Origin of the sequence: Streptomyces sp. NPDC092369, from assembly GCF_044755245.1 — a bacterium.
Lineage (GTDB): Bacteria > Actinomycetota > Actinomycetes > Streptomycetales > Streptomycetaceae > Streptomyces.
The window spans coordinates 1071793-1098074 of the sequence record NZ_JBIVQP010000001.1; the positions used below are offsets into that span (position 1 = coordinate 1071793).

Below are 26282 nucleotides of genomic sequence, written 5' to 3' on the forward strand. Positions count from 1 at the left end.
TCTCGTTGGTCCTGGGGCCCCGGCATCGGTGCGGACCGATGGCGGGGCCCCATCAACTGACCCTTATCATAAGTGCAGTTGATACCCATTTTCTGCGCTACTCTCGCCGTCCCACGCGTCACGCGAGAGACCAGGAACCCCATGCCAGACCAAGACCGCAGCCGGTCGGAGACGTTGGCCTATGCGGCGGCCGGCATGGATCCGCCGCCCGTGATCCCGCTGCGGAGGAACGATCCCCGGCGGGTCGGCCCCTACCACTTGGTCTCCGTGCTCGGCAGCGGCGGCATGGGCCGGGTCTACGCCGAGGACCCGCTGTTCCGGAAGCGTTTCGAGCGCGAGGTCGGCTCGCAGGGGTGCAAAGGCACGGCCACGCAGAAGTGGGCGCTGTATCGCGTGCCCGGTCAGGCCTCCACGTACATCGTCGTCAGTCGGGGCGCGCACCTGTCTCTGGAGGCGGATGCCGACGCGGTCGGCAGCAACGGCCAACCGGTCCAGGGCTGGGCCTGCGCGGGCAGCGTCAACCAGGTATGGACCTGGTCCTGAACGGATGGCGTGCGTCCCATTTCGTAGAAAGCGCAATCAAAATCGATCCCCCGGTGCTAGAAATCGCTCAGGCTCGTGCGCACAGCGCCGGTCCCGCATCGACTCCGACCGACCGCACCACCTCGCACCGGCGATCCTGCACCCGATAGGACCACCTTGCCCACGACCTCACGCCCCGCCCGCCGACTGCCCTTCGTCCGCAACTGGCGCGTGGCACAGAAGCTGCACGCCATCCTGCTCGTTCCGGTGCTCGTCGCCCTCGTACTGGGCGGCCTGCGGGTGCGGAACTCGGTGGACACCTGGCAGGCGGCCGACGACGCCGTCCGGGTGGCGGAGTTGGTCCAGGCGGCCAACAAGTACGCGAGCGACGCGATCAACGAGCGGGACGTCTCGGTCGCTCCCCTGCTGAACGGCGACAGGACGTCGAGCACGGTCACCGAGGCCCGCCGGATCACCGACGCGGACGCGGTGGCGTTCGACCGTGCGGTGGCCCGCATGCCGAAGACACCCGGGCTGCTGCGCCGGGTCCAACTCGTCCGCGCCGGCGAGCAGTTGCTCCCGACCGTGCGCGCGCAGGCCTTCACCTCCCAGCTCAAGGGCGTGCGGACGGAGGAGAGCTACCACGCCATCCAGCACCCCCTCATGGAGATCTCCAACGAACTGGGCTTCGGCAGCAGCAACCAGGCGAGCTTCGGCCGCACCCTCTACGCCATGTCCCTCACCCAGGCCGCCGAGTCCCTGATCCGCTCCATCGGCGTCCACCTCCTCGTGGAGGACCGCAGCACCCTCGCCCCGGGCGAACTGCAGGCCCAGCTTGGCTCGTTCAACTCCTACGTCTATCTCGAACAGGTCGCGCTCCAGGAGTACGCCGGGGCCGGCACCGCCGACGACATGACCCGGCTGCGCGCGGCCCTGGCCGCCGCCGAGGAGCGCGGAAAGGCGCAGACCGCCCAGGCCGCCCAGAAGGCCAAGGCGGCCGGGGAGACCTTCGTCGCGCCGCCGGGTCTGGCGCAGATGAACAGCGCGATCGGCTCGGGCAGTTCGGCCGCGGAGCTGGCCGAGCAGGGCATCACGCCCGACTCCTTCTTCGCCGCCTCCACCCTCGGTTTCGACGCCTACCGCAGCATCGAGATCAACCTCTCGGACACCGCCCTGGCCGGCGCCCACGACATCGCCGACGACGCGCGGAACGACGCGATCACCAACGCCGTCCTCGTGCTCGTGTCGATCCTGGTCGCGCTGCTCCTCGCCTCCTGGGTGGCCCGGACGATGAGCAGGAGCATGCGCCAACTCAGTGCCGCGGCCCACGAGATCGCCGAGCAGCGGCTGCCGGCCACGCTCGACCGGCTCACTCGCAGCGTGCCCGAGCGCGTCGACCGGGAGGTGGAGCCCATCCCCATCACCACCCGGGACGAGATCGGCGAGGTCGCCCGCGCCTTTGACCACGTCCACCGCGAAGCCGTCCGGATCGGCGCCCAACAGGCCATCGTCCGGGGCAACTTCAACACGATCTTCACCAACCTGGCCCGCCGCAACCACTCCCTGATCGAGCGTCAGCTCGCCCTGATCACCGACCTGGAGGACAAGGAGGCCGACCCGGACCAGTTGGCCAGCCTCTTCAAGCTGGACCATGTCGCCACCCGGGTGCGCCGCAACGGCGAGAACCTCCTCGTGCTCGGCGGCGAGGAACCCACCCAGCAGTGGGACCACCCCCTTCCTCTGGTCGACGTCATCCGGGCCGCGACCGCGGAGGTCGAGCAGTACGAGCGCATCGAGGTGTCGGGCGTCCCGGAGACCGAGATCAACGGCCCCGCGGTGACCGACCTCGTGCATCTGCTCGCCGAGCTGCTGGAGAACGCGACGGTCTTCTCCTCCCCGCAGTCGAGGGTCCGCGTCACCGCGGCCGGGCTCCCCGACGGTATGACCATGGTCGAGATCCACGACCAGGGCATCGGTCTGCCCCCGGCGGAGCTGGCGGAACTCAACCACGGGCTGGCCAACCCGCCCACCGTGGGCGTGTCGATCTCCCAGCGCATGGGTCTGTTCGTGGTCGGCCGGCTCGCCGACCGGCACGGCATCCGCGCCCAGCTGCGCCCGGCCGCCTCCGGGACCGGCACGACCGCCCTGGTCATGCTCCCCCGCACGATCATCTCGGGAGCACCCGAGCCCGCGGTCGACGTCGACTCCACCACCCTGTCCCTGGCCGTCCCGGCCGGCACGCTCCCCGGTTTCGAGTCCTGGGACGAGCCCTCGACGCACCGGAAGTGAGCACCCGGGGAGCCCGCAAAAGGCTGCGAGAGCCAGTGATAGCCGAGTGAACCGAGCGGAATCTCCTGGTCACTCCGCGCAGGGGCTCCAGGGACACCTCGGTCGGCTCCATCGACAAGGCGACAGGCACGGTACGGGGGCCCGGATCGTCCAGTCGTTACGCGACGCCGCGCAGCACCGCGCGCAGATGCTCGGCGCTGGCCCACACGTCCTCGACGGGGCCCTTCGTCGTGGGCTCCTCGGTCAGGATGGTGTCCTGTTCCAGGACGTACCAGCCGTCGTAGCCGCGGGCGCTGAGGTGGGTGACGATGGCCTCGACGTCCACGTCGCCCGCGCCCAGCGGGCGGTACATGCCCTTGCGCACGGCGTCGGTGTAACTGAGCTGCCCGTCCTGGACCTTGGCCGCGAGGGAGGCGTCCACGTCCTTCATGTGGGTGTGGGCGATGCGCTCGGGCGCCTGCCGGGTGAGCTCGGCCGGGTCGGTGCCGCCGATGAGCAGATGGCCGGTGTCGAGGCAGAGCGAGATCGCCGAGTACTCCAGGACGCGTCGGACCTCGTCGCCGTTCTCGATCATCGTGCCGACGTGCGGGTGCAGGACCGCGCGCACACCGCGCTCGGCGGCCAGCGAGGCGAGCCGGTCGAGGTTGGACAGCAGCAGCTTCCAGCCGTCGGCGTCCAGCTCGGGGCGGGAGTCGTAGCCGTCCTGGCCGGTGACGGCCGACAGGACGAGCACCTCCGCCTTCGAGGCGTCGTAGCCCGCCAGGAGCTGTTCGGCCTCCGGCAGCGGGTCGTGTCCGGGCACGTGCAGCAGCAGCGGGGTGAAGCCGCCCACCGCGTGCAGATCGTGGTCGGCGAGCGTCCGGGCCATGGCATCCGGCTCGCCGGGCAGGAAGCCCTCGGGACCGAACTCGGTGGCGGCCAGACCGACCTCACGCATCTCGTTCAGCACCCGCTCGGGCGTCAACTGGTAGCCCCAGCCGGGTACTTCGCACACACCCCAGGAGATGGGGGCGCCGGCGATCCGATTCAGCGGTGAGGTGGTCATGCCGTGGCCTTTCGATCATTCCGGTCAGGGTCGGCGGCCGGCGAGCGGCCCGCGCGCGAGCCGTTCACCTGGCCGTAACGGTAGGTGGGCCACAGGGCATTTCTGAAGAGCGGAATCCATCATTATGGCTTCATCGGACACATCTTTTTTCCATCATCACCGGCGTCACAGCTACGGCGCCGCCCGCCGGCGCGGCCAGTTCCTCCCTGCGCGGTCCGGGGACCCGGCGCGGGATCGAGAACATCCGGGCCTCGCTCCGCTCCCGCCTGGCCGAACTCGACTGCTGGGAATCCTCCCCGCGTGGGCCGGTCGGCAAGGTGGCCAGAGACCGGGGCGAGTGTCCGGACATGATCGAGGGGCGGTCTCGGATTCCTCCGAAACCGCCCCTGATCTGCGACTCCTTCGAGTCGGGACGACAGGATTTGAACCTGCGACCCCTTGACCCCCAGTCAAGTGCGCTACCAAGCTGCGCCACGTCCCGGTGCCCGTCTGACCTGGGGTTTCCCCCGGCCGAACACGCAGGGAAACAATACCGCACTCGGGTCGGTGGTCGCGCACGCCTTTTGTCCCGCACGACGGCCGCACCGCGCTTCACCCCGGCTGCGGACACTCCCGCTCGGGTGTCGCCCGCACACCCGGCCCCGCCGGCGGCACGTCCGCGCGGACCAGGTCGCGGATCGCCGGTACGACGAGGAGGGCGACCGGGATGACGAGGCTCACGACGCCCGCGACGAGGAGGACCCGGTCGGCGCCGAGTGCCGAGGCGGCGGGGCCGGCGAGGGCCTGGCCGACCGGCATCATCGCGAGGGAGCCGGCCACGTCGTACGCGTGGATGCGGTTGAGGACGTCGGGCGGGACCTGCGTCTGCACGCTGGTCGCCCACATCACGCCCCAGAACGACATCCCGGCCCCGGCGAAGGCCGCGCCGACCGCCATGGCGGGGACGCCGAGGCCGGCCCCCACGCTCGCCGGGAAGCCCGCGAAGAGGAACAGGGAGACCGCGCCGGCGCGGAGCATGCGCCGGGGTCTCAGCCGCAGGGCGAGAAGGCCGCCGACGACCGTGCCCGCGCCGAGCGCGGAGTTGACCAGACCGTAGGCGCGCGGGCCGTGCTGCTGCACGACCTCCGTCGCCACCAGGGGAACCGACGGTCCCCATACGGCGATCATGTACACGCACCAGATCGCGATCACGCCCCACAGCCACGTACGGGACCTGAACTCCCGCCAGCCCTCGACCAGATCGGCCCGGAACGCACTGCCGCCGTGCCCGGTCGGACCGCTGTCCGGAGCGAGCGGCGGCAGCCGGAGCAGCAGCAGACACAGCGCGCTGACCGCGTACGTGGCGGCGTGAGCGGCGAAGACTCCGCCGGGTGAGGCGAAGCCGACCAGCAGGCCCGCGGCGGCGGGACCGCCGAGTTGGGCCGCGGACTCGGCGATGCGGATGGCGCCGTTCACGCCCTGGATGTCGGAGGCGAGCCGGGGCACCGTGCTTGCGACGCCGGGCTGGAAGACGGCTCCCGCGATGCCGTTGGCGAAGCCGATCGCGCAGACCTGCCACAGGACGACGTGGCCGGAGTAGAACAGCACGGCCGCGAGTGCCTGGGTGCCCAGGCGCACCAGGTCGGCGCCGATCATCAGCTTCCGGGTGTCGAACCGGTCGGCGATGACCCCGCCGAAGACGACGAGCCCGGCGAAGGCGGCGACCGTCGAGGCCATCGCCAGACCGACCGCGCCCACCCCGTAGCCGTGCTGGAGCAGGCCCGTCGCGAGGGCGACAGGCAGCATGGTGTCACCGAGCCGGGCCACGGCCCGGGCGACGAAGAACAGCGCGAAGTCCCGCGACCACACGGGCCGTTGCCCCCGGGCCTCCACGGGCAGCTCCGGCGATCCGGCGGCCCCGGACGCACTCGTTCCCCCCGTCGAGTCCGCCGACGGACCTGAATGTGACGACATCCCTGCCATCCCCTCGCGTCCCCCTCCCCGCCCGCCACGCACAACTCCGGATCATGCCACGCGGCACCGACAACGCCCGAGGGGATGTCAGTCCGCGGCCGGCAGTCCCACCTCGGGATGGATGTCGAGCAGTCGGGGCGGGGCCGCCTGACGCCAGGAATCGGCGAGGATGTCGCGCAGTTCGTCCTCGTCCTCCAGTGCGGACAACCGCACCCGCACCCAGGCGAACTGCGCCTCGTGGTCGGCGATCCAGAACTTCTCCGGTTCGGCGAGGGCCAGTTCGTCGCGCTCCTCCTTGGGGCAGCGCACGGCGATGGAGGTCTCGTCCTCGGGCACTGTGGCGAACATCTTTCCCGCGACCCGGAACGTGGGCATGTTCCAGGCGATCTTCTCCGTCGTGTCCGGCAGAGCAAGGGCGACACGGCGTACGTCTTCGGCGTCCGGCATGCCTCGCACCGTAGCGCTTCCCACTGACAACCACCTGGTGAGAGCGTCGCTCCTCTCAACTGACGGCGGGTACGCGCGCTCCCAGCCGCTTGTAATAGATCGACGTCGGGCGCAGCACCCCGCCGGGATCCGCCGCGTAGTCCGGAATCGCGCCGATCCTGGTCCAACCCGCCCCGCCGTAGAGCCGCTCGGCGAGACTGCCGGTCTCCGTGTCCAGGTGGAGGAGGGTGATACCGGCCGCGGCGGCGGCCTCCTCCGCGGTGCCGAGGAGGGTGCGGCCGAGGCCCCGCCCACGAGCGTCGCGGTGCACCATCAGCTTGACCAGTTCCGCGCGGTGACGGCTGTTGGGCTTGTCCGGGAAGGCGAGGCTCACCGTCCCGACGACCCGGTCCCCGTCCTGAGCCGCCCAGACGGCGAGTCGACCGGCGGCCACGCCCGCCGTCCGCTCCTCCCACCAGGCAAGCGCCTCCGCGCGATCGAGCGGCGCGAGGAACCCGACGGAGGCACCGTCGTCCACGGTGTCGACCAACAGCTCGGCCAACTCCCTTACCCGCGCGGACAGTTCACCACTTCCAAGCCTCTGCACGATCACGGCAGGACCACCGCCAGGACATACCGCACGTCGGCATCGCCCACGCACCGGAACCGGGTCGGCCCCCACACCCGCAACCGCAGACAGTCCCCGGTGTCGAGGTGGTGCGTCACCTCCTGCGCCGTCACGTCCAGTGCCCCTTCCAGCACCCAGATGTGCTGTTCCAGTCCGGGCACGGGCGGCCGGTCGTAGGCGAGGTCGGCGCCCGCCGTCAACCGCCCCTCGACGAGTTCGCCGCGCAGCCCGGCATGCGGCGGGGACACGGACCGGCGTACGAAACCGGAGGCCCGGTCCTGCCACACCGGCTGCTCGGCGGCCCGCAACAGCAGCGCGGGCTCGGACTCGACCTCGCTGAGCAGTTGGGACATGGTCCGACCGTAGACACCGCAGAGGCGGTTGAGCAGGGAGGCGGTCGGGCTGATCTCCGCGCGCTCGGCCCGGGACAGCGTGGACTTGCTGACGCCGCTGCGCTCCGCCAACTCCCCCAGGGACCAACCGCGTTCGGCCCGCAGTTCGGCCAGGCGAGCACCGAGCCGGGCGTCGACGGCGTCCGTGGCCGCCTCATCGAGCTGTTTCATATCCGGGAGGATATCCCGGATATGAATCACGCGGATTGCGTACGGCTCACTCCCCAGCCTCCTCGCCGAGAGTCACTCCCGAGCCTCCGTGCCGAGAGTCACTCCCGAGCCGCTTCCCCGAGCGCGTCCAGCACCGGCCTGATCAGCGGATGCTCCTCCGCACCACGGCGTACGGCCCCGAAGACCCGACGCGTGGGCGCCACCCCGTCGACGGGCCGGACGACCACCCCGGCGAGGTCCATGCCGATCAGCGCCGAGCGCGGCACGAGGGCGACGCCCGCACCCGCCGAGGCCAGGGCGACGACCGCGCGGAAGTCGTCCGAGGAGTGTTCGAGCCGGGGTTGGAAGCCGGCGCTCTCGCAGGCCAGGACGACCACGTCGTGACAGGGGTTGCCGGGGTACGGGCCGATCCACGCGTCCTTGGCCAGCTCCGCCAGCGGCACCTCGGCGGTGTCTGCGAGGTGGTGCGAGACCGGCACGACGGCGTCGAAGGGCTCGGCGTACAGCGGCACGTGGGTCAGCCGGGGGTCGTCGGCGGCCGGCGCCCCGCGGTACTCCACGGCGACCGCGACGTCGACCTGCCGGTCGAGGACCATCGGGAGGCTGGCGTCACCCTCCGCGTCCTGGACCCGGATCCGGATGCCGGGTGCGGTCGAGGCGAGCCAGGCCAGCGCCGGCGCCACGACCAGGGCGATACCGGTCGCGAAGGAGGCGACGGTCACCGTCCCCGCCGCGCCGGAGCTGTACGCGGCGAGCTCGGCCTCGGCCCGCTCCAGCTGGGCGAGGACGGCGTTGGTGTGACCGAGCAGGATCTCGCCGGCGGCGGTGAGCCGTACGCCCTTCGCCCCGCGCTCGACCAGCCGGTGGCCCGTCTCCTGTTCCAGCGCGGCGAGCTGCTGCGAGACGGCGGAGGGGGTGAGGTAGAGGGCCGCGGCGGCGGCCGTGACCGTGCGGTGGTCGGCCACCGCCCGGAGGATGTGGAGCCGCCGCGCTTCGATCATGGGATCGATTGTCTCAAACGCGCCCGTCGAACCCGGCACGCGCCGGAACGCGACCCACCCCGGGCTCCCCTCAGCCCTGCCTCAGCCCTGCTCGGCCTCCAGCTCCGCCCGAGCAGCGACGAACGCCTCCACCGCCCGGTTCACGTCCTCCGTGGAGTGCGCCGCCGACAGCTGGACGCGGATCCGGGCGTGGCCCTGCGGCACCACCGGGTAGGAGAAACCGATCACGTACACGCCCCGCTCCAGGAGCAGCTCCGCGAGGCGGCCCGCCTTCGTCGCGTCGCCGATCATGACGGGCGCGATGGCGTGGTCGCCGGGGAGGATCTCGAAGCCCTCCTCGGTCATCCGGCGCCGGAACAGCGCGGTGTTCTCGCCGAGCCGGACGCGCAGGTCGTCGGCCGACTCCAGCAGGTCGAGCACCTTGAGGGAGGCCGCCGCGATCACCGGGGCGAGCGTGTTGGAGAAGAGGTAGGGGCGCGAGCGCTGGCGCAGCAGGGCGACGATCTCGGCGCGGGCGGCGACGTAACCGCCGGAGGCGCCGCCGAGGGCCTTGCCCAGGGTGCCGGTGATGATGTCGACGCGGTCCATGACGCCGTGCAGCTCGGGGGTGCCCCGGCCGCCGGGGCCGACGAAGCCGACGGCGTGCGAGTCGTCGACCATGACCATGGCGTCGTAGCGGTCGGCGAGGTCGCAGATCTCGCGCAGCGGGGCCACGTAACCGTCCATCGAGAACACTCCGTCGGTGACGATCAGCCGTCGTCGCGCGTCGGACGCGTCCTTCAACTGCCGTTCCAGGTCGGCCAGATCGCGGTTGGCGTAGCGGAAGCGGCGGGCCTTGGACAGGCGGATGCCGTCGATGATCGAGGCGTGGTTGAGGGCGTCGGAGATCACCGCGTCCTCGGGGCCGAGCAGCGTCTCGAAGACACCGCCGTTGGCGTCGAAGCAGGAGGAGTAGAGGATCGTGTCCTCCTGGCCGAGGAAGGCCGACAGACGTGCCTCCAGCTCCTTGTGCACCTCCTGCGTACCGCAGATGAAGCGCACGGACGCCATGCCGTAGCCCCAGCGGTCCAGGGCCTCGTGGGCGGCGGCGACGACCTCGGGGTGGTCGGCGAGGCCGAGGTAGTTGTTGGCGCAGAAGTTGAGGACCTCGCCGGGGCGGCCGCCCGCGGTGACGTTCACGGTCGCGGACTGCGGGCTGCCGATCACGCGCTCGGGCTTGTGCAGACCGGCGGCGCGGATCTCGTCGAGGGTGGTGCGGAGGTCGTCGCGCACGGAGTCGAACATGGGAGAAGCTCCTGAAAATGCCGTAGCCGAAGGGGAGTTGCGCGCTCGGTGCGGAGTTACGCGGTCCAGTCGAGGATGACCTTGCCGCCACGGCCGCTCGCCGCGTCGGCGAACGCCGCCTCGAAGTCGCGGTAGCCGTACCGGCCGGTGATCACGGGGGTGAGGTCGAGGCCGCCCTCCAGGAGCACCGACATCGCGTACCAGGTCTCGTACATCTCACGACCGTAGATGCCCTTGATGGTGATCATCGAGGTGACGATCCGGGCCCAGTCGACCGGGAACTCCTCGGACGGCAGGCCGAGCATGGCGATGCGGCCGCCGTGCGTCATGTTGGCGATCATGTCGCGCATGGCCTCGGGGCGGCCGGACATCTCCAGGCCGATGTCGAAGCCCTCGCGCAGGCCCAACTCCCGTTGTCCGTCGGCGATCGAGGCGTCGGAGACGTTGAGGGCGAGGCTCGCGCCGATCTTGCGGGCCAGGTCGAGGCGTTCCTCGCTGACGTCGGTGATCACGACGCTGCGCGCGCCGGCGTGCCGGGCGACGGCCGCCGCCATCAGGCCGATGGGTCCGGCGCCGGTGATCAGGACGTCCTCGCCGACCAGCGGGAAGGACAGGGCGGTGTGCACGGCGTTGCCGAACGGATCGAAGATCGCGGCAACGTCGAGGTCCACGGGGACGCGGTGCACCCACACGTTGGACGCGGGCAGGACGACGTACTCCGCGAAGGCCCCGTCCCTGCCGACGCCGAGCCCGACGGTGGCCCGGCACAGATGACGCCGGCCGGCGAGACAGTTGCGGCACTTGCCGCACACCAGGTGGCCCTCGCCGCTGACCCGGGCGCCGACGGCGATGTCGGTGACGCCCGGCCCCGTCTCGACGACCTCGCCGACGAACTCGTGCCCGATCACGAGCGGGGTGCGGATCGCCTGCCGCGCCCAGCCGTCCCAGGACCGGATGTGCAGGTCGGTGCCGCAGATGCCGGTGCGCAGCACCTTGATCAGTACGTCGCCGGGTCCGACGGCGGGCTCCGGGACGTCCACGAGCGCGAGCCCGGGCTCCGCCTTCTCCTTGACCAGCGCCTTCAACGCAACGGCTCCTGTGGGTGAGGGCCCGGGCGCGGGCATGCCGAACGAGCCCGTTCCGGGGGGAGGGGTGGATTCTGCTGCAAATCTGCCCCACCGGAGCGCCCGGGTCCATCGAGGTTTTCTTAAGCGGTGCCGCAGCTCTTCTTCACACCTGTCACCCGTCCAGCCGCGAGACCTGGTAGTGGGCGATGTACCAGCCGTCCGCGAGCCGCTTCACCAGCACGGCGAGCTTGACGTCGACCGGCGGCCGGTCGGTGAACGTGAACTCCGTGTCCAGATAGCCGAGTACAAGGTCGTCGGCGTACCGCCGGGTCTCCAGGATCCGATAGGCGGCCTTCATCCCGAGGGGCTGGGAGGCGTAGTACTCGGCGACACCCGGACGGCCGACGCCGTAGGGGTGCAGTCCCTGGAAGATCGCGTCCTCGGTGAAGAGCCGGGCCACGTCCTGCGGTTCGTGGGCGTCGACGGCCGCCTTCCAGGGGTCGAGGACACCGCGCAGGATCAGTTCGTCGTCGTTCGTGCTGTTCATGTCCGTGGACCTTTCTCGGTGACCGGTGTCTTCGCGAACCGCTTCTCAGTGACCCGCGCTCATGCCGCCGTCGACATGCAGGATCTCGCCCGTGACGTACGGGGCGGCCTCCAGGTAGAGCACGGCGTCGACCACGTCGCTCACTTCACCCATCCGGCCGACCGGGTGCAGGGCGGCGAGGAACTCGTGGGTCTCGGCGGAGTGCATGGGGGTCTTGATGGTGCCGGGCGAGACGGCGTTGACGCGGATGCCGCGGGTGGCGTACTCGATGGCGAGGGACTTGGTGGCGGACTGCAGGCCGCCCTTGGTCAACGAGGCGAGCACGGACGGCACTCGGGCGTCCGCGTTGTCGACCAGGCTGGTGGTGACGTTGACGACGTGACCGCCGCCCTGGGCGAGCAGGTGCGGGACGGCGAGTTGAGTGAGGTGGAAGAAGCCGGCCAGGTTGATGCCGGCCACGGTCGCGTAGTCCTCGGGCGTGTAGTCGGTGAAGGGCTTGGCGACGAAGACGCCGGCGTTGTTCACGACGGTGTCGACCCGCCCGAACCGGTCGACGGCGGCGGCGATCACGCGCTCGGCGGTCGCCGGGTCGGCGATGTCGCCCTGGACGGTGAGGACGTCGGCGTCGTCGAGGGGCTCGATGGTGCGCGAGGTGGCGACGACGGCGTACCCGAGCTTGCGGTAGCCCTCGACGAGGGCGGCACCGATGCCCTGCGAGGCGCCGGTGATGATCGCGACCTTCTGGTCCTGAGTGCTCATGGTGCTCTCCTCCGAACAGCGGGACCGGTCTACTAGACGACCGGTCGACTATTTGGAAGGTAGAGCGAACAGCCAGGCATCCGGAAGGACCTGCTCAGGACCCCTTTCCTCCCGCCTGGGAGGCTCAGGCTCCTAGGGGCTGTCGTTCGGATCCGCCGGAGAGCGCGTCCGGTCAGCCCAGCCGCGCGTCCGGTCAGCCGGGCAGCGCGTACGGATCGTCGGCGGGCAGCCACGCGTCCGGGGCGTGGATGCCGAGATCGCCGACGTCCTCGCACAGGGCGTCGACCACCGCGAGCACCCCTTCGCGCTGCTCGCTCTCACGCCGGACCACCGACCAGGTCCAGTACACCTTCGGCCCGACGACCTCACGTCGGACCAGATCGGGTGGCAGCGGATCGGTCTGCCCCTTGGGCGAGTTGACGACCGGACGGCTGCAGCGGCGCACGTGCTCGAAGAAGGCCGGCCCGGTGATCGCCCCGTCGGAGATCCGCACCGCACGGGCCCCCGTGGCCTGCGTCAGCTCCTCGGCGTACACGTTCCAGGACGCCCAGGAGGTGATGTCGTCGTCGACGAGAACGTCGGTGTCCCGGGCGGACACGTCCGCCGTGACACTGCCGGTCGATACGGCGTACAGCCGGTCGGCGCCGATCAGCCGGGCCCGCAGCCCGAGCCGCTTCAGGTCCTCGGTGCGCACCCAGCACACGGCCAGGTCCAGGCTGCCGTCGGCGACCCGGGCGGCCTGCGTGTGGGAGGGGGCGACCCAGGCGTCGATGTGCACCCGGGCCACCGAAGCGGTACGCCGAACCAGGTCCGGCGGGAGCCAGTTGACGTAACCGAGCCGTACCGATTCGGAGTCCGAGAGCCGGCCGGCGCGGCGCTTGAGGTCCTCGGCCCGTTCCAGGAGGTCACGGGTGTGCGGGAGAAGGGCGGCACCCGCCGGGGTGAGGGAGACGGAACGGCGGTCCCGGTCGAACAGCCGCACGCCCAGGTCCCGTTCGAGCGCCTTGATCTGCTGGGAGAGCGAGGGCCCGGCGATCAGCAGCCGTTCGGCGGCCCGGCCGAAGTTCAGCTCCTCGGCGACGGCGACGAAGTACCGCAACTGGCGCAGCTCCACGTCCGTCATGCTACGCGGCGGCTGGGAGGCTGTGTCTATCAGCAATGAGGATGCCGGTAGTGGCGCCGGGCCGGTGCCGGGCCGAGGATGAATCCATGCCCGCCCTGCGACGGAGGATCGCGGACACCGCCCGAACGGAGAGACACCATGCGTGAGTTCCTGGTCGAGATCACCACGACCGTGCCCGAGGGCACCCCTCAGGAGGAGGTCGACGCGCGCCGCGCCGCCGAGGCGGTCCGGGCGAAGGAACTGGCCGCGACCGGGAACCTGGCGCGGCTGTGGCGTCCGGTGGGCGAGCGGCGCAGCGTAGGCGTGTGGCGGGCCGCCGACGAGGCGGAGCTGCACGAGAAGGTGCTGGGCACGCTGCCGCTGCACGCGTGGATGACGTTCGTCGTCACCCCGCTCGAAGCGCACCCCAACGACCCGGGCCGGGCCGACAGCACGCGATGACCGCGTCGGCTCCCCGGTCCTCGACGCTCCCCTCCCCCTGGCCGCACATCACCCGCACGGCCGCCGCACTCGCCGCCGCCATGGGCGTCGGCCGCTTCGTCTACACGCCGATCCTGCCCCTGATGCACACCCAGGCGGGCCTGTCGGCCGGGACCGGCGCGAACCTGGCGACCGCCAACTACGCCGGCTACCTCATCGGCGCCCTCGCCGGCACCCTGGCCCCCGCACTGGTCCGGTCACGGGCCGTCCTGCGCGGCTCCCTGCTCCTGCTGACCGGCACGCTCGCCGGGATGCCGCTCACCCACAGCCCCGCCGTGTGGGGCGCGCTGCGGCTGCTGGCCGGGGCCGCGAGCGCGCTGGTCTTCGTGATCGCGGTGAACGCCCTCCTGAACCAGCTGCGCGCGCACCCGGCCCACCTGCCCGGCTGGGCGTTCGGCGGGGTGGGGACCGGCATCGCGCTGTCCGGGGTTCTGGTCCTCGTGCTGCGGTCGGTCGCCGACTGGCGGGCGGCCTGGTGGGCCTCGGCCGCGCTCGCAGCGGTCTTCGCCGCGGGCGCCTGGAATCTACGACCGCCGATGCCCGCCCCGCGCTCCGAGGCCACGGCGACCCGCACGCACCGCTGGTTCGGCGCGCTGTTCCTCAGTTACGGCCTGGAGGGCGTCGGCTACATCGTCGCCGGCACCTTCCTGGTCGCCGCGATCGCGCAGGGCTCCCCCGGCTGGATCGGCAGCGGTGCCTGGGTGCTGGTCGGGCTGGCCGCCGTCCCGTCCTCGGCGCTGTGGGCACGGCTCGGGCGGCGCTGGTCGCGGCCCGATCTGCTGCTCGCGGCGCTGGTGATCCAGGCGGTCGGCATCGCGCTGCCCGCGCTGGTCGGCGGGGTGGGGGCGGCGCTGGTCTCCGCGGTGCTGTTCGGCGCGACCTTCCTGGGCGTCAGCACGCTCGCGCTGGCCACCGGCGCCGAGCTGCGGTTCCCCCGCTCGGTCGCGCTGCTGACCGCCGGCTACTCGGTCGGCCAGATCCTCGGCCCGCTGATCGTGTCCCCGCTGCTCGGGCACGGCTACCGGCCCGCACTGCTCCTGGGCGCCCTGGTGGTGCTCGCCGCGGCGGGGGCGGCCGCCGTGCTGCGGATCGGCTTCCCGCACCACATGGTCGTAGTACGCCACGCGATGCCCGATCGGCGGCGAGAATCGACGCGGGACGATCGATCCGAGGCAGCCGGCCCTGGCGTCGTCGCCCCGCACCCGCCCGACTGACCTGGAGTCACTCATGAACACCGCCCGGGACCTCGTCATCGTCGCCGTCGACACGGCACCCGACCATCCGCTGGAGCGGGGGGACCTGTCGCTGGCGCTCGCCGGGGCCGAGGTGCTCGACCTCCTCGACGCCGGGGCCGTCTCGGTCGACGGTGACCTCCTCGTGCCCGGCACCGGATCCAAGACGGGCGACCGCCTGCTGGACGAGGCCGCCGAGCAGCTCGTACGGCAGGAGCCGTACGAGTCGGTGGAGGACTGGCTGTGGCGCCGGGGCCGCGGGCTGTCCGCGGCCTATGTGACCGAGCTGGAGAAGGAGGGGCTGACCGCGAAGCCCCGGGGGCTGCGCAATCCGCTGCGGGCCGTGCCCACCGAGCTGGTCGACTCGCCCGACAAGCGGCGCGCCGAGGAGCGCTGGGCCGCGGGCGAGCCCGTCCTCGTCACCCTGGCGTCCGCCGCCGGCTTCGGCGACGAGCCGGCCGAGGACTCCGAGGACATCACCGAGGACGCGGTCAGCGCGGTGCTGGCGGCCGTCGGCGACGCGGTGATGGAGCTGGAGGCGGTGCGGCAGCGCAAGCAGATCACGGACGCGGCCTACGACAACATCTGGCGCGGCATGTAGAGAGCGTCAGCGGCGGCCGGCGGGCGTCAGCGGGCGCCCAGGAGGGCCAGGCAGTTCTGCCACAGGGGGCTCAGGCGCTCCGTGCTGTTGTACAGCTTGGCGAACATCACCTGGCCCTCCAGCTGGGCCACCACGGCCCGGGCCGCCTGGTGCGGGTCGGTGACGGCCGCGTCCCCGCGGTCGCGGGCCTCGACGACGACCCTCTCGACCATGTCGACCTGGGCGTCGAAGATCTCCTGGAGGCGGGCGCGGACGGGCTCCGTCCGGTTGCTCAGCTCAAGGGTCAGGTTCCCGAACAGACAGCCGGAGACTGTGCCGCAGCCCTGCTGCACGGCACGCTGCCCGGCCTCGGTCTCCTCGAACAACTGCCGCAGCCGCGCCAGCGGTTCGCCGTCGCCGCCCAGGATCCGGGTCCAGTCCCGGTGCTGGCCCGCCCAGTGCTCGTCCACGACGGCGAGGGCGAGGGCCTCCTTGGACTCGAAGAAGTAGTAGAAGCTCCCCTTCGGCACCCCGGCCGCCGTGCAGATCTCGGCCACGCCGAGCGCGGAGTAGCCGCGGCTCTCGATGAGCGTGCGCGCGGCTGCGAGGATCTTCTCCCTGGCATCACTGGTGCGTCCCACGACGTCGAGTGTACGGAGGTACTAGACCGGTCGGCTAGCGATCGCCCGCCGGCGCTCACAGGGTGGGCAGCCCGTCCGCCTCCCGGCGCTCCAGCCGTGCGACCAGATCCGCCGCCGTCGCCTTGATGGTCTCCAGGCCGGGCTTCCCCCAGGGCCGCGGCTCCACGTCGACCACGCACACCGTGCCGAGGACCATCCCGGTGCTGTCGATGAGCGGTGCGCCCAGATAGGAGCGGATGCCGAACTCGTCGACGACCGGGTTGCCGGCGAACCGCGGGTAGTCGCACACGTCCTCCAGGACCAGCGCCTTGCGCCGGACCACCACATGCGGGCAGAAACCGTGGTCGCGCTCCAGCCGGCGGCCGAGTTCCGGCTTCTCCTCCTCCCCGTCGGGCACGGGCGGGCGGACGGCCGGGAGGTGCAGGCCCGCGAAGAACTGCCGCCGCTCGTCGATGAAGTTGACCATGGCGTACGGCGCCGCGATGTGCTCGGCGAGCCGGTCCGCGTAGGCGTCCAGGGCCGGATCCGGCTGCTCACCGAGCCCGAGCCGGCGCAGTCGCTGGGTGCGGGCGGGCGCCTCCTTGTCCTCGGGGGTCAGCAGCAGACGACCGGCGGGGCGCACCGGGTCGTACCTCATGGGCGGGTTCCGTCGCGCTGGACGTGGTGGTTCATGTGAGGGCTCCGTGGCGGGCGTGGCGGTATCACCTGTGGACGCCGTGGATCGGCGCGTGCGTCGGTGCGTGGGCGATGAGATGGCGTACGAGGGTCAGCAGGGTCTGGACGCCGGAACTGGAGATCCGCGCGTCGCAGCGGACGATCGGGATCTCCGGCGACAGGTCGATGGCGGCACGGACCTCCTCGGGGTCGTAGCGGTAGGCGCCGTCGAACTCGTTGATCGCGACGATGAATCCGAGGCCGCGCTGTTCGAAGAAGTCGACGGCCGCGAAGCACTCCTCCAGGCGGCGGGTGTCGGCGAGGATGACCGCGCCGAGCGCCCCCTCGGAGAGTTCGTCCCACATGAACCAGAACCGCTCCTGTCCGGGGGTGCCGAACAGATACAGGACGTGTTCGGGGTCGAGGGTGATGCGGCCGAAGTCCATGGCCACGGTCGTCTCGATCTTGTTCTCGATCCCGTCGAGGCTGTCGGTCGTGGCGCTGACCGTGGTGAGCAACTCCTCCGTGCTGAGCGGCGCGATCTCGCTCACCGCGCCGACGAAGGTCGTCTTGCCCACCCCGAACCCGCCCGCGACGAGGATCTTCAGTGCGGTGGGGAACGGGTCAGAGCTGTCGTCGTAGTCCATCGAGCACTGCCTCCAGTAGGGCCCGGTCAGTGGGAAATTCGTGGAACACGGGGGGCTTGGTGGTCAGCGCCCCGCAGTCGACGAGGTCCGACAGCAGCACCTTGGTGACCACCGCCGGCAGCTTCAGATGGGCGGCGACCTCGGCCACCGGAACGGGCGCGCGGCACAGGTCGAGCGCCTGCGCGTGCTCGGGGCCGAGATAGCCGAGGGGGGTGGCTCCGGTGGCCATCACCTGCGACAGCAGGTCGAGGGCGATGGTGGGCCGGGTGCGGCCGTTGCTGACGGTGAAGGGGCGCACCAGCCGACCGGCCGCGTCGTCGAGCCAGGGCCCGTCGCCGGCCGCCGCCACGCTCAAGGCCTCATCGCCGGGGGTTCGACGGCGTGCTGCCTCGGTGCGGTCACCAGATACGGCCGCACGCTCTTGACCAGCATCGCCATCTCGTAGCCGAGCACGGCGGCGTCGGCCTCGCGGCCTGCGAGCACCGCGAGACAGGTGCCGGATCCCGCGGTGGTCACGAAGAGCAGGGTCGAGTCGAGTTCGACGACGACCTGGCGGACGTCCCCGCCGTCGCCGAACCGGACCCCGGCGCTGCGGCCGAGGGAGTACAGCCCCGAGGCCAGCGCGGCCATGTGGTCGGCGCTGTCCGCGTCGAGGCCGTGAACCGACTTCACGAGCCCGTCGCAGGACAGGAGTACCGCACTGGTCGTGTGCGGTACGCGCTGCACGAGACCGCTCATCAGCCAGTCGAGATCGGATGCATGGCCGGTGGGCGCATCGCTCGCCATGGTGGATCGACTCCTTGGGGTACGAAGGTCTGCGGGAGCGCTGGGTGTGGGGGTGGAACGGGGGGTGGTCATCCGGCCGGCGCGCTCCCGTCGTGCCGGATGGTGGGGTGCTCGGCACCCCGCGCGGACGCGGGGCGCGCCTGGGCTATGTGGGCCGGGTCCATGGGTGTCACGTCCAGGGGCGCGAGGTCCATGGGGGCCAGGTTCATGGGCGGTAGGGGCACGGGTGGTACGTCCATGGGGGGTACGTCCATGGCGAGCGGACCGGACGTGTGCGGTGACTCGCTGAAGCCCGGGTCCATGAAGTCCGCGGACGCGCTGCGCTCCGGCCCCATGTGCTCGGCCGCCGACTGCTCGGCCTCCAGGTGCTGTTGGGCCTCCGCCAGGCCGATGCCGCGCTGGAAGGCGGCCATCAGACCCGGGTCGTGACCGGCCACGTCCTCGGAGTCCAGGCGTGGCGCGGGCCCGTCGCGCAGTTGGGGCACGATGTGTTCCTGCGCCCGGCGCCTGGGCAGTTGGGGCTTGCCCATGGTGCCGCGGACGGGTCCGGTGCGGGGCGTGGGCGGCGCGGCCACGCGGTCCGCGACGAGCCGCCGGTCGTCGGACGCGATGCCCGGCACGGCCTCCGCCGGGGTGGGCCGCTCCTCGTGGGCACCGCGCACGGGGAGCGGGGGCGGTCCACCGCTGTTGGCGGAATGCCCGTTCGTGGTACGGCTGTTGAGAGCGCCGCCGTGGGAGCCGCCGGCGCCGGGCACGCTGCCGTTCTGGGGCGGAGCCGTCGGCCGTGCGCCTTCCCGGTGCCGGGGCTGGCGCGGTGCGGACGACGGGGGTTCGGCGTGCCGCCCGGCGGTCGCGGGACCGCCCGCCGTGGGTCCGGACGGCGGCTGCGGGTGGGGGTGCTGCTGCGGCTGCTGCTGAAGGGCCGGTCCGGGCGCGCCCTGGGGCTGCGGCGCGGCGACGCCGGGTGCACCCGGCGCGGCGCCCAACAGGCCCTGCGGCACGACGAGTACGGCCTGCACTCCGCCGTAAATGTTGGTCTGCAGCCGGACGTGGATGCCGTGCCGCTTGGCGAGCTGCGAGACCACGAACAGGCCGATCCGGCCGTCCGACAGGAGGCTCGCGACATTGACCTGGTCGGGGTCGGCGAGCAGGGCGTTCATCTTCTTCTGCTCGCCGACGGGCATGCCGAGCCCGCGGTCCTCGACCTCGACGGCGAGCCCGGAGGTCACGAGGTTGGCGCGCAGCAGGACTTGGGTGTGCGGGGCGGAGAACACCGTGGCGTTCTCGACGAGTTCGGCCAGCAGGTGGATGACGTCGGCGACGGCGTGGCCGCGCAGGGTGCCGTCGATGGGAGGCACGAGTTTCACGCGGGAGTACTGCTCGACCTCGGCGATGGCGGAGCGCAGCACCTCGGTCATGGACACGGGGTGGCTCCACTGGCGGCGGGAGTTGGCGCCGCCGAGCACGGCGAGATTCTCCGCGTGACGGCGGATGCGGGTGGCGAGGTGGTCGACGTGGAAGAGGCCCTTGAGCAGGTCGGGGTCCTCGATCTCGTTCTCCAGCTCGTCCAGGATCGAGATCTCCCGGTGCACCAGCGACTGCAGGCGCCGGGCGAGGTTGACGAAGACCTCCAGCTTCTGTTCGCTGCCCGCCTGGCTGGAGAGCTGGGCGGCCTGGACGACGGCGGCGACGGCTCCCTCGTGCGCGCGGCCCAGGTCGGCGGCGAGCAGTTCGAAGTCGTCGGCGCCGTCGGCGGGACCGCTGCGCGGCCTGCGCTGGGGCAGGGTCTCGCCCCGGCGCAACGCCTCGACCAGGGCGCGCAGTTCGGCCTCGCCGCGGGCGCTGCTGCGGCGCAGGGCGCCGATGCGGTCGTTCACGGCCTTGGCGGCCCGGTCGGCGGCCACGGCGGCGATCAGGATGCCCGCGAGGGCGACGCCGGTGGCTCCGGCGAGCACGCCCCACAGCGTGATCCCGGTCCGGGCGCCGGTGGAGCGGACGGTGAACAGGACGGCCGCGCACGCGCTGAGGGCGACAGCGAGGGGCGGAAGCACGGCGAGCCGCAGCAACTGCGGCCGTATGTGCGTCTCGGGCATCGCGGGAGCGGTGTGGGAGACCGGCCGCCCGTGCCGTCCGCCCTCGCGGCGGTCTGCGCGTGCGGCCGGTGCGCGGAGGTGAGACATCGGTGTCCTCGTACTGATCCGTCGGGTGCCAGGGGCGCGGGCTGCGCGGCTCAGGCATGCGCCGTCGCGCAACGGACACCGACAGTAGTCGGCAACGCTTCATGTGCGGTGGGCAGTTGACAAAGTCCCACGGCGAGGGTCCCGCTCTGGTATGAGGCGTCGCACGGCAGACCGATAAACCCGGAGGGCGCGTGCACAAATGCGGCGAAGGATCGATCAGAGCTGCTCAGAAGCAGTCATGTGGTACCCGACGAGAATCCGGGGCGACCGCCCTCCACCTCTCGCCGGGTACCACTTTCTGTTCGCTCACGGACTCGGAGAGACCACTTCGGGCCCTCCGGAACCGCCGCCGGTCATCCCCCGAACATTACTGAGCGTGTTCGACGGGTTGGGCTAGGCGCGACGCACGCCCCCGGCCACCGCATGGCCGATGAACAAGTAGACGAGGGCGGGCAGGCCGTAGTTGACCACCGTGCGCCAGTTGTCCGAGTCGATGGAGAAGAGGTTGTGGGACCAGCCCGACAGCCAGTTCGCCGCGTCGTGGATCCACGAGACCACGTTGTTGGCGGTGTTGGCGTCGAACAGGTAGAAGGCGATCCACAGGATCAGAATCAGTGCCGCGAGATCCGCGATGACGGAGATGACCGTCCCCGCGGGGCTTCCGCCGTAGCGTCTGGACATGTACATCGACTGGCCCCGTCAAGGCGGTTGAAACCTCGCCGGCCCGCTGGGGCCACGGATTCACAGGCGGCGGTACCGGGCCGAGGCCTCGTCCGGGTCGAACCGCACGGCTGCCACCAGGATGAGGATCCCGGCCGCGGCGAATACCACACCGACGCCGATCAGGACGCAGCCCGCGGCACTCACCAGCACCTGGCCGAACGGCAGTTTGAGCGCGGACGACGTCCCGTCCTGCGACTGCTCGTTGCTGCTGGAGCCCTGCCCGCCGCCGGACGCGTACACGGCCGTTCCCAGCAGACGAAGGCGTAGAAAGACGGCACGGCCGCCGTCCAGCGCGCGCGAAGCGGCCTTGCGCCCAGGCCCCCTGCCGAGCACCGCGCGGGAGGCGCGCCACAGCGCCATCGCGCCGCAGCGCCATGGCGCCGAAGCCGACGACCAGCGCCCACAGCATCACCTCGCCGAAGGGCTTCGTCGCGATCTCGTGCAGCGCGCCCTGCCGGTCGACCTGGCCGCCGCCGCTGCCGACGGCGATCCGGATGGACAGCGCCCCGATCAGTACATAGACGACTCCGCGCGCGGAGAAGCCCGCCAGGCCCTCCGCGGTCACTGTCTCGTTCCGGGTGGAACGGGCCGCTGACTTCGCCGCCCGGCCGCGCCGCCGCGTGTGGGACGACGTCACGATTGCCCTCCCCGTTCCGTGGCCGCACGGTCGCGTCCACCGCCGTCGAGTGCCCTGGCCGGGGATCCCGATGCGGGTGTCAGGGCCGCCGTCGCCACGCCCGCGGTCTCAGGGCCTGTGCCACGCGCGGGAGTTCCTCGTGCACCAGGCGCCCTGCCAGCGCACCGCCGTAGACGACGACACCCACCCCGACCAGCCAGGACTGGACGACCAGGGCGGTTCCGAAGGGGCCGTAGGTGACGGCACTGGAGGCGATGAGCGGGGAGAAGACAAGACGGGAGAAGACCCGAAGTCCGAGCAGCCCGAGGGCCGTCAGCACCGAGCCCGGAAGCACCGCGCTCCAGGCGACCCGCCCGCCGAGCAGCATCCGTTGCGACCAGCCGAAGAACAGGACGGCGCTCAGCGTCGCGGCCAGCGTGCCGGCCGCCGAGTGGCGCCAGAGCGTGGTGGTGGCGCTGAGGTAGAGGGTCCCGACGAGCACGGCGAGCCACAGCACCTGCCGCCATCTCGCGTACCAGCGGGCAGCGGGCAGTTCCCAGATCTTCTCGTAGCCGGTCTGAATCGCCGCCCCGAAACTCAGGCCGAAGACGGCGAGGGCGGCGAGGCCGAAGGCGGTCGTCGTCTGCAGCACCTGACCGGGCCGCGAGAACAGCTCCCCGACCTGCTTGCGGGCCTCCCCCGACACACCGAGCCCGTCCCCCAGCCACTGCGCGAAGCCCCGCCCGTGTTCCGGGTCGGCCGCGGAGACGACGACCAACAGGGGTACCAGCGTGAGGAATCCGAGCGCCGCGAAACCCATGGACCGGGAGGCCAGTTCGATCTCTTTGCCGCGCCGCCAGCCACGCTCGACCGGTGAGTCGCGCAGCACCTGGCGCAGCCGTACCGACGCGGACGGGCTGTCCGCGGCCTCGGGAGACTTGTTCGGCATGAAGGTCGACTATCACACAAACGCGGTGTCATGCGCCCCGCTGCCGACCCCGACTTCTCGCCGGAGCCGCGCCGAGGCCCCCTCGCCCCGCCCGTCCGCTCAACGGCCCTTCTCCTGACCGCCGTTCTCCCGACTCCCGGTCTTCGTACGCCTCCCGCTCAGCTCTCCTCGACGAGGTCGAGCGCGTCGGCCTCGGCTCCATGAGCGACCTTCGGGGCGAGCTCCGGTACCGGCCACTGACGCGTGAGCGGCAGCGACACATCGCGCCACCACGCACGCCCGGGAAGCTCTCCGCCGGGCTCGAACGGCTGCCCCGGGACGGGCACGGCGACCGGCTGCCCGACCGCCTCGCCGGCCGCCAGCGTCCACTCGCCGGGCTCGGCCCACGCGTGCGTGGCCAGGTTGAAGGTCCCCCAGTGGATCGGCATCATCGCGCCGTGCGGCCGGCCGCCCTGGAGGTCGAGGTGGGCGCGCATGCCCTCCTCGGGCGTCATGTGGATGTCCGGCCAAAAGTCGGAGTAGGCGCCGATCTGGATCATCGTGGCGTCGAACGGGCCGTGCTGGGCGCCGATGTCCTTGAAGCCGTCGAAGTAGCCGGTGTCGCCGCTGTGGTAGATCCGGTGCTCGTCCCCGGCGACGGACCAGGAGGCCCAGAGGGTGTGCTGGGTGTTGCGCAGCCCGCGGCCGCAGAAGTGCCGGGCCGGCGTGGCGGTCAGGGTGAGGCCGCCGATCTTGGTCTCCTCGTGCCAGTCCAGCTCGCGCAGGCGGTCGGCGGAGACGCCCCAGTGTTCGAGGTGGGAGCCGACACCGAGCGGGACGGCGAACACGGTGTCCGTACCGGCCAGCGCCTTGATGCTGGGCAGGTCGAGATGGTCGTAGTGGTCGTGCGAGATGACGACGACGTCGACCGGACCGAGCGCGGCCAGCGGCAGCGGCGCGGGATGCAGCCGCTTGGGCCCGGCGAAGGAGAACGGGGAGCAGCGCTCGCCCCACACCGGGTCGAAGAGCACCCGGTGTCCGTCGATCTCGGCGAGCACGCTGGAGTGCCCCATCCAGGTCAGCCGCAGACCGGTGGCGGGCGGCTTGGCGATGTCGGCGAGCGTGGTCGCGTGCACCGGGATCGTGCCCGTGGGGGCGCGGCGGGGGCGCTGCTCCTTGTCGAGGAAGACCTTGGCGAAGTCGACCATCGAGCCGGAGGGGCGGGTCCGGGCGGTGCCGCCGGGGTTCTGGAAGACCCCGTCCTTGAAGTGGGGCGATCTGCGGATGCGCGCGAGGCGCTCACCACTCGGGTCCGCGCCGAAGGCCGCGGGCTGCAGCGCGCGGAGCCCGGAGCTCAGGGAACGGAAACCGGACACGGTACCTCCTGGTGGAGACGGTGAGACATTCCATTATGGTCGGCCCCTCCGACAACACCCGACCGTCGGCGTTCGCATCCCGAAGTTTCCAAAGAAAACCCAAAGATACGGCGGAGCGTAACCGCGCCAGGGCGTCTCGTATGCGGACATCTACGCAGGCCGACGCGCCGCCGAATCGTCCGTTCAGCGCGTTGACATGCACCGCTCCATCTCCGGATACTGACCGGCGATTCAGTAACAGCTCGTCCGTGAGCACCCGAGGAGACCGCATGACCGCCCCCCTGATGACGCTCACCTGGACCGACCACGTCACCGGCCGCCAGGGCTTCCTGGTCGTCGACCGGCTGGTGCGGGGCGTCTGCAGCGGCGGGCTGCGCATGCGCCCGGGCTGCACGCTCGACGAGGTCGCCGGGCTCGCCCGCGGGATGACCATGAAGGAAGCCCTGCACTACGACCCCGAGGGCCGCTACATCCCCCTGGGCGGCGCCAAGGGCGGCATCGACTGCGATCCCCAGGAGCCGGGGGCGTACGAGCTGCTGGTGCGCTACCTGCGTGCCATGAAGCCGTACATCGAGAGCTTCTGGACCACCGGCGAGGACCTCGGCCTCACGCAGGACGTGGTGGACCGGGCGGTCACCGAGGCGGGGCTGGTCTCGTCGATCCAGGCCGTGTATCCGCTGCTGGATGATGAGGCGGCGGCCCGGCGGCGGCTCGCGGACGCCTTCGCGGTCGAGGTGGACGGCATCGGGCTCGACGAACTGGCCGGCGGCTGCGGGGTCGCCGAGTCGGCACTCGCGGCCCTGGACCGCGCGGGCGTGCCGTACGCGGACGCGCGGGTCGCCGTGCAGGGCCTGGGCACCATGGGCGGTGCCACCGCGCGCTTCCTCGCCCGCGCGGGGCTGTCCGTCGTCGCCGTAGCGGATATCAAGGGCACGATCGCCAACCCGGCGGGCCTCGACGTCGAGGCTTTGCTGGCCGCGCGGGACGCGTACGGCACCGTGGACCGCTCCGCGCTGCGCCCCGCCGACCGCGAACTGCCCGGCGACGCCTGGCTGTCCGCCCAGGCGGAGGTGCTGGTGCCGGCGGCCGTCTCGTACGCGATCGACACGGCGAACCAGGGGCGGATCACCGCCCGTTGGATCGTCGAGGCCGCCAACATGCCCGTCCTGCCGGCGGCGGAGCAGTTGCTGGCCGCGCGCGGGGTCACCGTGCTGCCCGACGTGGTCGTCAACTCCGGGACGAACGCCTGGTGGTGGTGGACCCTGTTCGGCGACATCGGCCCGCACGCGGACGAGGCGTTCGCGCACACGCGCCGCTCGATGCGCGCCCTGATCGACCGGACGCTGGCCCGCGCGGAGGCCGACGGCACGACCCCCCGGGCCGCCGCCCACGCCATCGTCGCGGACCGGCTGCCGGTGATCGCCGAGCGGTTCGGCTGGTACCGCTGACGGAGTCCCCGCCCGGTCGGTGTGAACTCCGAAGGGGTGCGGCGACGTTGGCCCTCAGCGCCGGGGGCGACACCGGGGAGACGTCGTCCCGCGTGAACGGAATAAGGTGACCACGTGGCGAGAGTGCGGTTGAGCGTGGCCGAGCGGCGCGAGGAGTTGCTGCGGGCCGCCATCGAGCAGATCGAGGTACGGGGCGTGGCGGCGGTCAGGATCGCCGACGTGGCCTCGGCGCTCGGCGTGAGCAACGCGCTGGTGCTCTATCACTTCTCCACGAAGGAGAAGCTGGTCGCCGCCGCCTTCACGTACGCGGCCGAGGACGACCTCGCCCATCTGCGCAAGCTGCTCGGCCGCCGCACCACGGCGCTACGCCGACTGCGCTCGGCGGTGCGCTGGTACGCGCCGACCGGCCCGGCCAAGGGCTGGCGGCTGTGGATCGAGGGCTGGGCCGCGGCACTGCGCGAGCCCGCGCTGCGGGAGGTCACCGGGGACCTGGACCGGCAGTGGAAGGCCGCGCTCGCCGAGGTCATCGCGGAGGGCGTGGCTGCCGGCGAGTTCCAGTGTCCCGACCCGCACGGCACGGCTCTGCGCCTGACGGCGCTGCTCGACGGGCTCGCCGTCCAGCTGACGTCGTACCCCGGCGCCGTGCCGCGGGCACGGGCGCAGGAGTGGGTGGACGAGGCGGTGGCCCGGGAACTGGGCCTCGCGCAGGAGGCGTTGACCGCTTCGGAGCGATGAATTCCACACGGTCGCTCCGCTGCTTCGGGCCGACCACCTCAATGCTCCA

28 protein-coding genes, 1 tRNA gene and 1 pseudogene are annotated in these 26282 nt (G+C 71.8%); 7 read left to right on the forward strand and 23 right to left on the reverse strand.

What is annotated here, in order from left to right; all coding sequences use genetic code 11:
* Positions 1-141: 141 nt before the first annotated feature.
* Together ACIQI8_RS04765 and ACIQI8_RS04770 are read left to right on the forward strand one after the other, a co-directional pair.
* Positions 142-543 (forward strand): hypothetical protein, encoded by a 402-nt coding sequence (locus ACIQI8_RS04765; protein ID WP_402344940.1) that lies wholly within the window; start codon positions 142-144, stop codon positions 541-543.
* A gap of 156 nt (positions 544-699) precedes the next feature.
* Entirely contained in the window at positions 700-2811 is a 2112-nt protein-coding gene (locus ACIQI8_RS04770; protein WP_402344942.1) for a nitrate- and nitrite sensing domain-containing protein, read from the forward strand.
* A 157-nt stretch (positions 2812-2968) separates the two neighbouring features.
* Here the strand turns inward: ACIQI8_RS04770 and ACIQI8_RS04775 are convergent, their stop codons facing one another.
* From ACIQI8_RS04775 to ACIQI8_RS04830, 12 genes are all read right to left on the reverse strand, one after another.
* Positions 2969-3856, reverse strand: coding sequence for a sugar phosphate isomerase/epimerase family protein (locus ACIQI8_RS04775; RefSeq protein ID WP_402344944.1), 888 nt, complete (start codon positions 3854-3856; stop codon positions 2969-2971).
* A gap of 407 nt (positions 3857-4263) precedes the next feature.
* Positions 4264-4337, reverse strand: a tRNA-Pro gene (locus ACIQI8_RS04780).
* A 110-nt stretch (positions 4338-4447) separates the two neighbouring features.
* The gene (locus tag ACIQI8_RS04785; RefSeq protein ID WP_402344946.1) at positions 4448-5809 is read right to left on the reverse strand and encodes an MFS transporter; all 1362 of its coding nucleotides are present in this window, start codon (positions 5807-5809) and stop codon (positions 4448-4450) included.
* An 87-nt stretch (positions 5810-5896) separates the two neighbouring features.
* Positions 5897-6256, reverse strand: coding sequence for an MmcQ/YjbR family DNA-binding protein (locus ACIQI8_RS04790; protein ID WP_402344948.1), 360 nt, complete (start codon positions 6254-6256; stop codon positions 5897-5899).
* Between the two features lie 55 nt (positions 6257-6311).
* Positions 6312-6848: a GNAT family N-acetyltransferase gene (locus tag ACIQI8_RS04795; protein ID WP_402344949.1), complete on the reverse strand. Its 537-nt coding sequence runs from the start codon at positions 6846-6848 to the stop codon at positions 6312-6314.
* Entirely contained in the window at positions 6845-7426 is a 582-nt protein-coding gene (locus tag ACIQI8_RS04800; protein ID WP_402344951.1) for a helix-turn-helix domain-containing protein, read from the reverse strand. Before ACIQI8_RS04800 ends, ACIQI8_RS04795 begins: the two co-directional genes overlap by 4 nt.
* 98 nt (positions 7427-7524) lie before the next feature.
* Positions 7525-8427: a LysR family transcriptional regulator gene (locus ACIQI8_RS04805; RefSeq protein ID WP_402344953.1), complete on the reverse strand. Its 903-nt coding sequence runs from the start codon at positions 8425-8427 to the stop codon at positions 7525-7527.
* Positions 8428-8508: 81 nt separating this feature from the next.
* Positions 8509-9711, reverse strand: a complete 1203-nt coding sequence (locus tag ACIQI8_RS04810; protein ID WP_402344955.1) for a glycine C-acetyltransferase — start codon at positions 9709-9711, stop codon at positions 8509-8511.
* Between the two features lie 56 nt (positions 9712-9767).
* On the reverse strand, positions 9768-10796 hold the full coding sequence (tdh, locus tag ACIQI8_RS04815; protein ID WP_402344956.1) for an L-threonine 3-dehydrogenase: 1029 nt from the start codon (positions 10794-10796) through the stop codon (positions 9768-9770).
* Positions 10797-10950: 154 nt separating this feature from the next.
* Positions 10951-11325 carry a YybH family protein gene (locus ACIQI8_RS04820; RefSeq protein ID WP_402344958.1) on the reverse strand — a complete coding sequence of 125 codons (375 nt, stop codon included), beginning with the start codon at positions 11323-11325 and terminating at the stop codon, positions 10951-10953.
* A gap of 45 nt (positions 11326-11370) precedes the next feature.
* A complete protein-coding gene (locus tag ACIQI8_RS04825) occupies positions 11371-12084 on the reverse strand; it encodes an SDR family NAD(P)-dependent oxidoreductase (protein WP_402344959.1) in 714 nt (237 codons plus the stop codon).
* Between the two features lie 193 nt (positions 12085-12277).
* Positions 12278-13207 carry a LysR family transcriptional regulator gene (locus ACIQI8_RS04830; protein WP_402344961.1) on the reverse strand — a complete coding sequence of 310 codons (930 nt, stop codon included), beginning with the start codon at positions 13205-13207 and terminating at the stop codon, positions 12278-12280.
* Positions 13208-13345: 138 nt separating this feature from the next.
* On the opposite strand from ACIQI8_RS04830, the gene ACIQI8_RS04835 reads away from it, so the two are divergent.
* The 3 genes from ACIQI8_RS04835 to ACIQI8_RS04845 are packed head-to-tail and all read left to right on the forward strand — an operon-like array spanning position 13346 to position 15520.
* Positions 13346-13648, forward strand: a complete 303-nt coding sequence (locus ACIQI8_RS04835) for a muconolactone Delta-isomerase family protein (RefSeq protein ID WP_402344963.1) — start codon at positions 13346-13348, stop codon at positions 13646-13648.
* Positions 13645-14901, forward strand: coding sequence for a YbfB/YjiJ family MFS transporter (locus tag ACIQI8_RS04840; RefSeq protein WP_402344965.1), 1257 nt, complete (start codon positions 13645-13647; stop codon positions 14899-14901). Before ACIQI8_RS04835 ends, ACIQI8_RS04840 begins: the two co-directional genes overlap by 4 nt.
* 13 nt (positions 14902-14914) lie before the next feature.
* Positions 14915-15520, forward strand: coding sequence for a GPP34 family phosphoprotein (locus ACIQI8_RS04845; RefSeq protein ID WP_402344967.1), 606 nt, complete (start codon positions 14915-14917; stop codon positions 15518-15520).
* A 26-nt stretch (positions 15521-15546) separates the two neighbouring features.
* Here ACIQI8_RS04845 and ACIQI8_RS04850 read toward each other — a convergent pair whose 3' ends face one another.
* The 11 genes and pseudogenes from ACIQI8_RS04850 to ACIQI8_RS04900 all read right to left on the reverse strand — a co-directional run bounded on the left by ACIQI8_RS04850 (position 15547) and on the right by ACIQI8_RS04900 (position 24050).
* A complete protein-coding gene (locus ACIQI8_RS04850; protein WP_402344968.1) occupies positions 15547-16140 on the reverse strand; it encodes a TetR/AcrR family transcriptional regulator in 594 nt (197 codons plus the stop codon).
* A gap of 55 nt (positions 16141-16195) precedes the next feature.
* Positions 16196-16777, reverse strand: a complete 582-nt coding sequence (locus ACIQI8_RS04855; protein WP_402344969.1) for a GAF domain-containing protein — start codon at positions 16775-16777, stop codon at positions 16196-16198.
* Positions 16778-16841: 64 nt separating this feature from the next.
* Positions 16842-17441, reverse strand: coding sequence for a GTP-binding protein (locus tag ACIQI8_RS04860; RefSeq protein WP_402344971.1), 600 nt, complete (start codon positions 17439-17441; stop codon positions 16842-16844).
* On the reverse strand, positions 17419-17790 hold the full coding sequence (locus ACIQI8_RS04865) for a DUF742 domain-containing protein (protein ID WP_124002318.1): 372 nt from the start codon (positions 17788-17790) through the stop codon (positions 17419-17421). The genes ACIQI8_RS04860 and ACIQI8_RS04865 overlap by 23 nt, the downstream gene beginning before the upstream one ends.
* Positions 17791-17792: 2 nt before the next feature.
* Entirely contained in the window at positions 17793-18227 is a 435-nt protein-coding gene (locus ACIQI8_RS04870; RefSeq protein WP_402344973.1) for a roadblock/LC7 domain-containing protein, read from the reverse strand.
* A gap of 68 nt (positions 18228-18295) precedes the next feature.
* Complete coding sequence (locus tag ACIQI8_RS04875) at positions 18296-20407, reverse strand: ATP-binding protein (RefSeq protein ID WP_402344975.1); 2112 nt, start codon at positions 20405-20407, stop codon at positions 18296-18298.
* Positions 20408-20800: 393 nt separating this feature from the next.
* The gene (locus ACIQI8_RS04880) at positions 20801-21088 is read right to left on the reverse strand and encodes a hypothetical protein (RefSeq protein WP_402346682.1); all 288 of its coding nucleotides are present in this window, start codon (positions 21086-21088) and stop codon (positions 20801-20803) included.
* Positions 21089-21148: 60 nt separating this feature from the next.
* Entirely contained in the window at positions 21149-21490 is a 342-nt protein-coding gene (locus ACIQI8_RS04885) for a DUF1206 domain-containing protein (protein ID WP_402344977.1), read from the reverse strand.
* Between the two features lie 67 nt (positions 21491-21557).
* Positions 21558-21767 (reverse strand): annotated as a pseudogene (locus tag ACIQI8_RS04890) (DUF1206 domain-containing protein); the annotation flags it as partial.
* Positions 21768-21846: 79 nt separating this feature from the next.
* Complete coding sequence (locus ACIQI8_RS04895) at positions 21847-22695, reverse strand: YhjD/YihY/BrkB family envelope integrity protein (RefSeq protein WP_402344979.1); 849 nt, start codon at positions 22693-22695, stop codon at positions 21847-21849.
* 158 nt (positions 22696-22853) lie between these two features.
* Positions 22854-24050, reverse strand: a complete 1197-nt coding sequence (locus ACIQI8_RS04900) for an MBL fold metallo-hydrolase (protein ID WP_402344981.1) — start codon at positions 24048-24050, stop codon at positions 22854-22856.
* A gap of 269 nt (positions 24051-24319) precedes the next feature.
* On the opposite strand from ACIQI8_RS04900, the gene ACIQI8_RS04905 reads away from it, so the two are divergent.
* Both ACIQI8_RS04905 and ACIQI8_RS04910 read left to right on the forward strand, forming a co-directional pair.
* On the forward strand, positions 24320-25498 hold the full coding sequence (locus tag ACIQI8_RS04905) for a Glu/Leu/Phe/Val dehydrogenase dimerization domain-containing protein (RefSeq protein WP_402344982.1): 1179 nt from the start codon (positions 24320-24322) through the stop codon (positions 25496-25498).
* 114 nt (positions 25499-25612) lie between these two features.
* Complete coding sequence (locus ACIQI8_RS04910) at positions 25613-26233, forward strand: TetR/AcrR family transcriptional regulator (protein ID WP_402344984.1); 621 nt, start codon at positions 25613-25615, stop codon at positions 26231-26233.
* Positions 26234-26282: the final 49 nt, after the last annotated feature.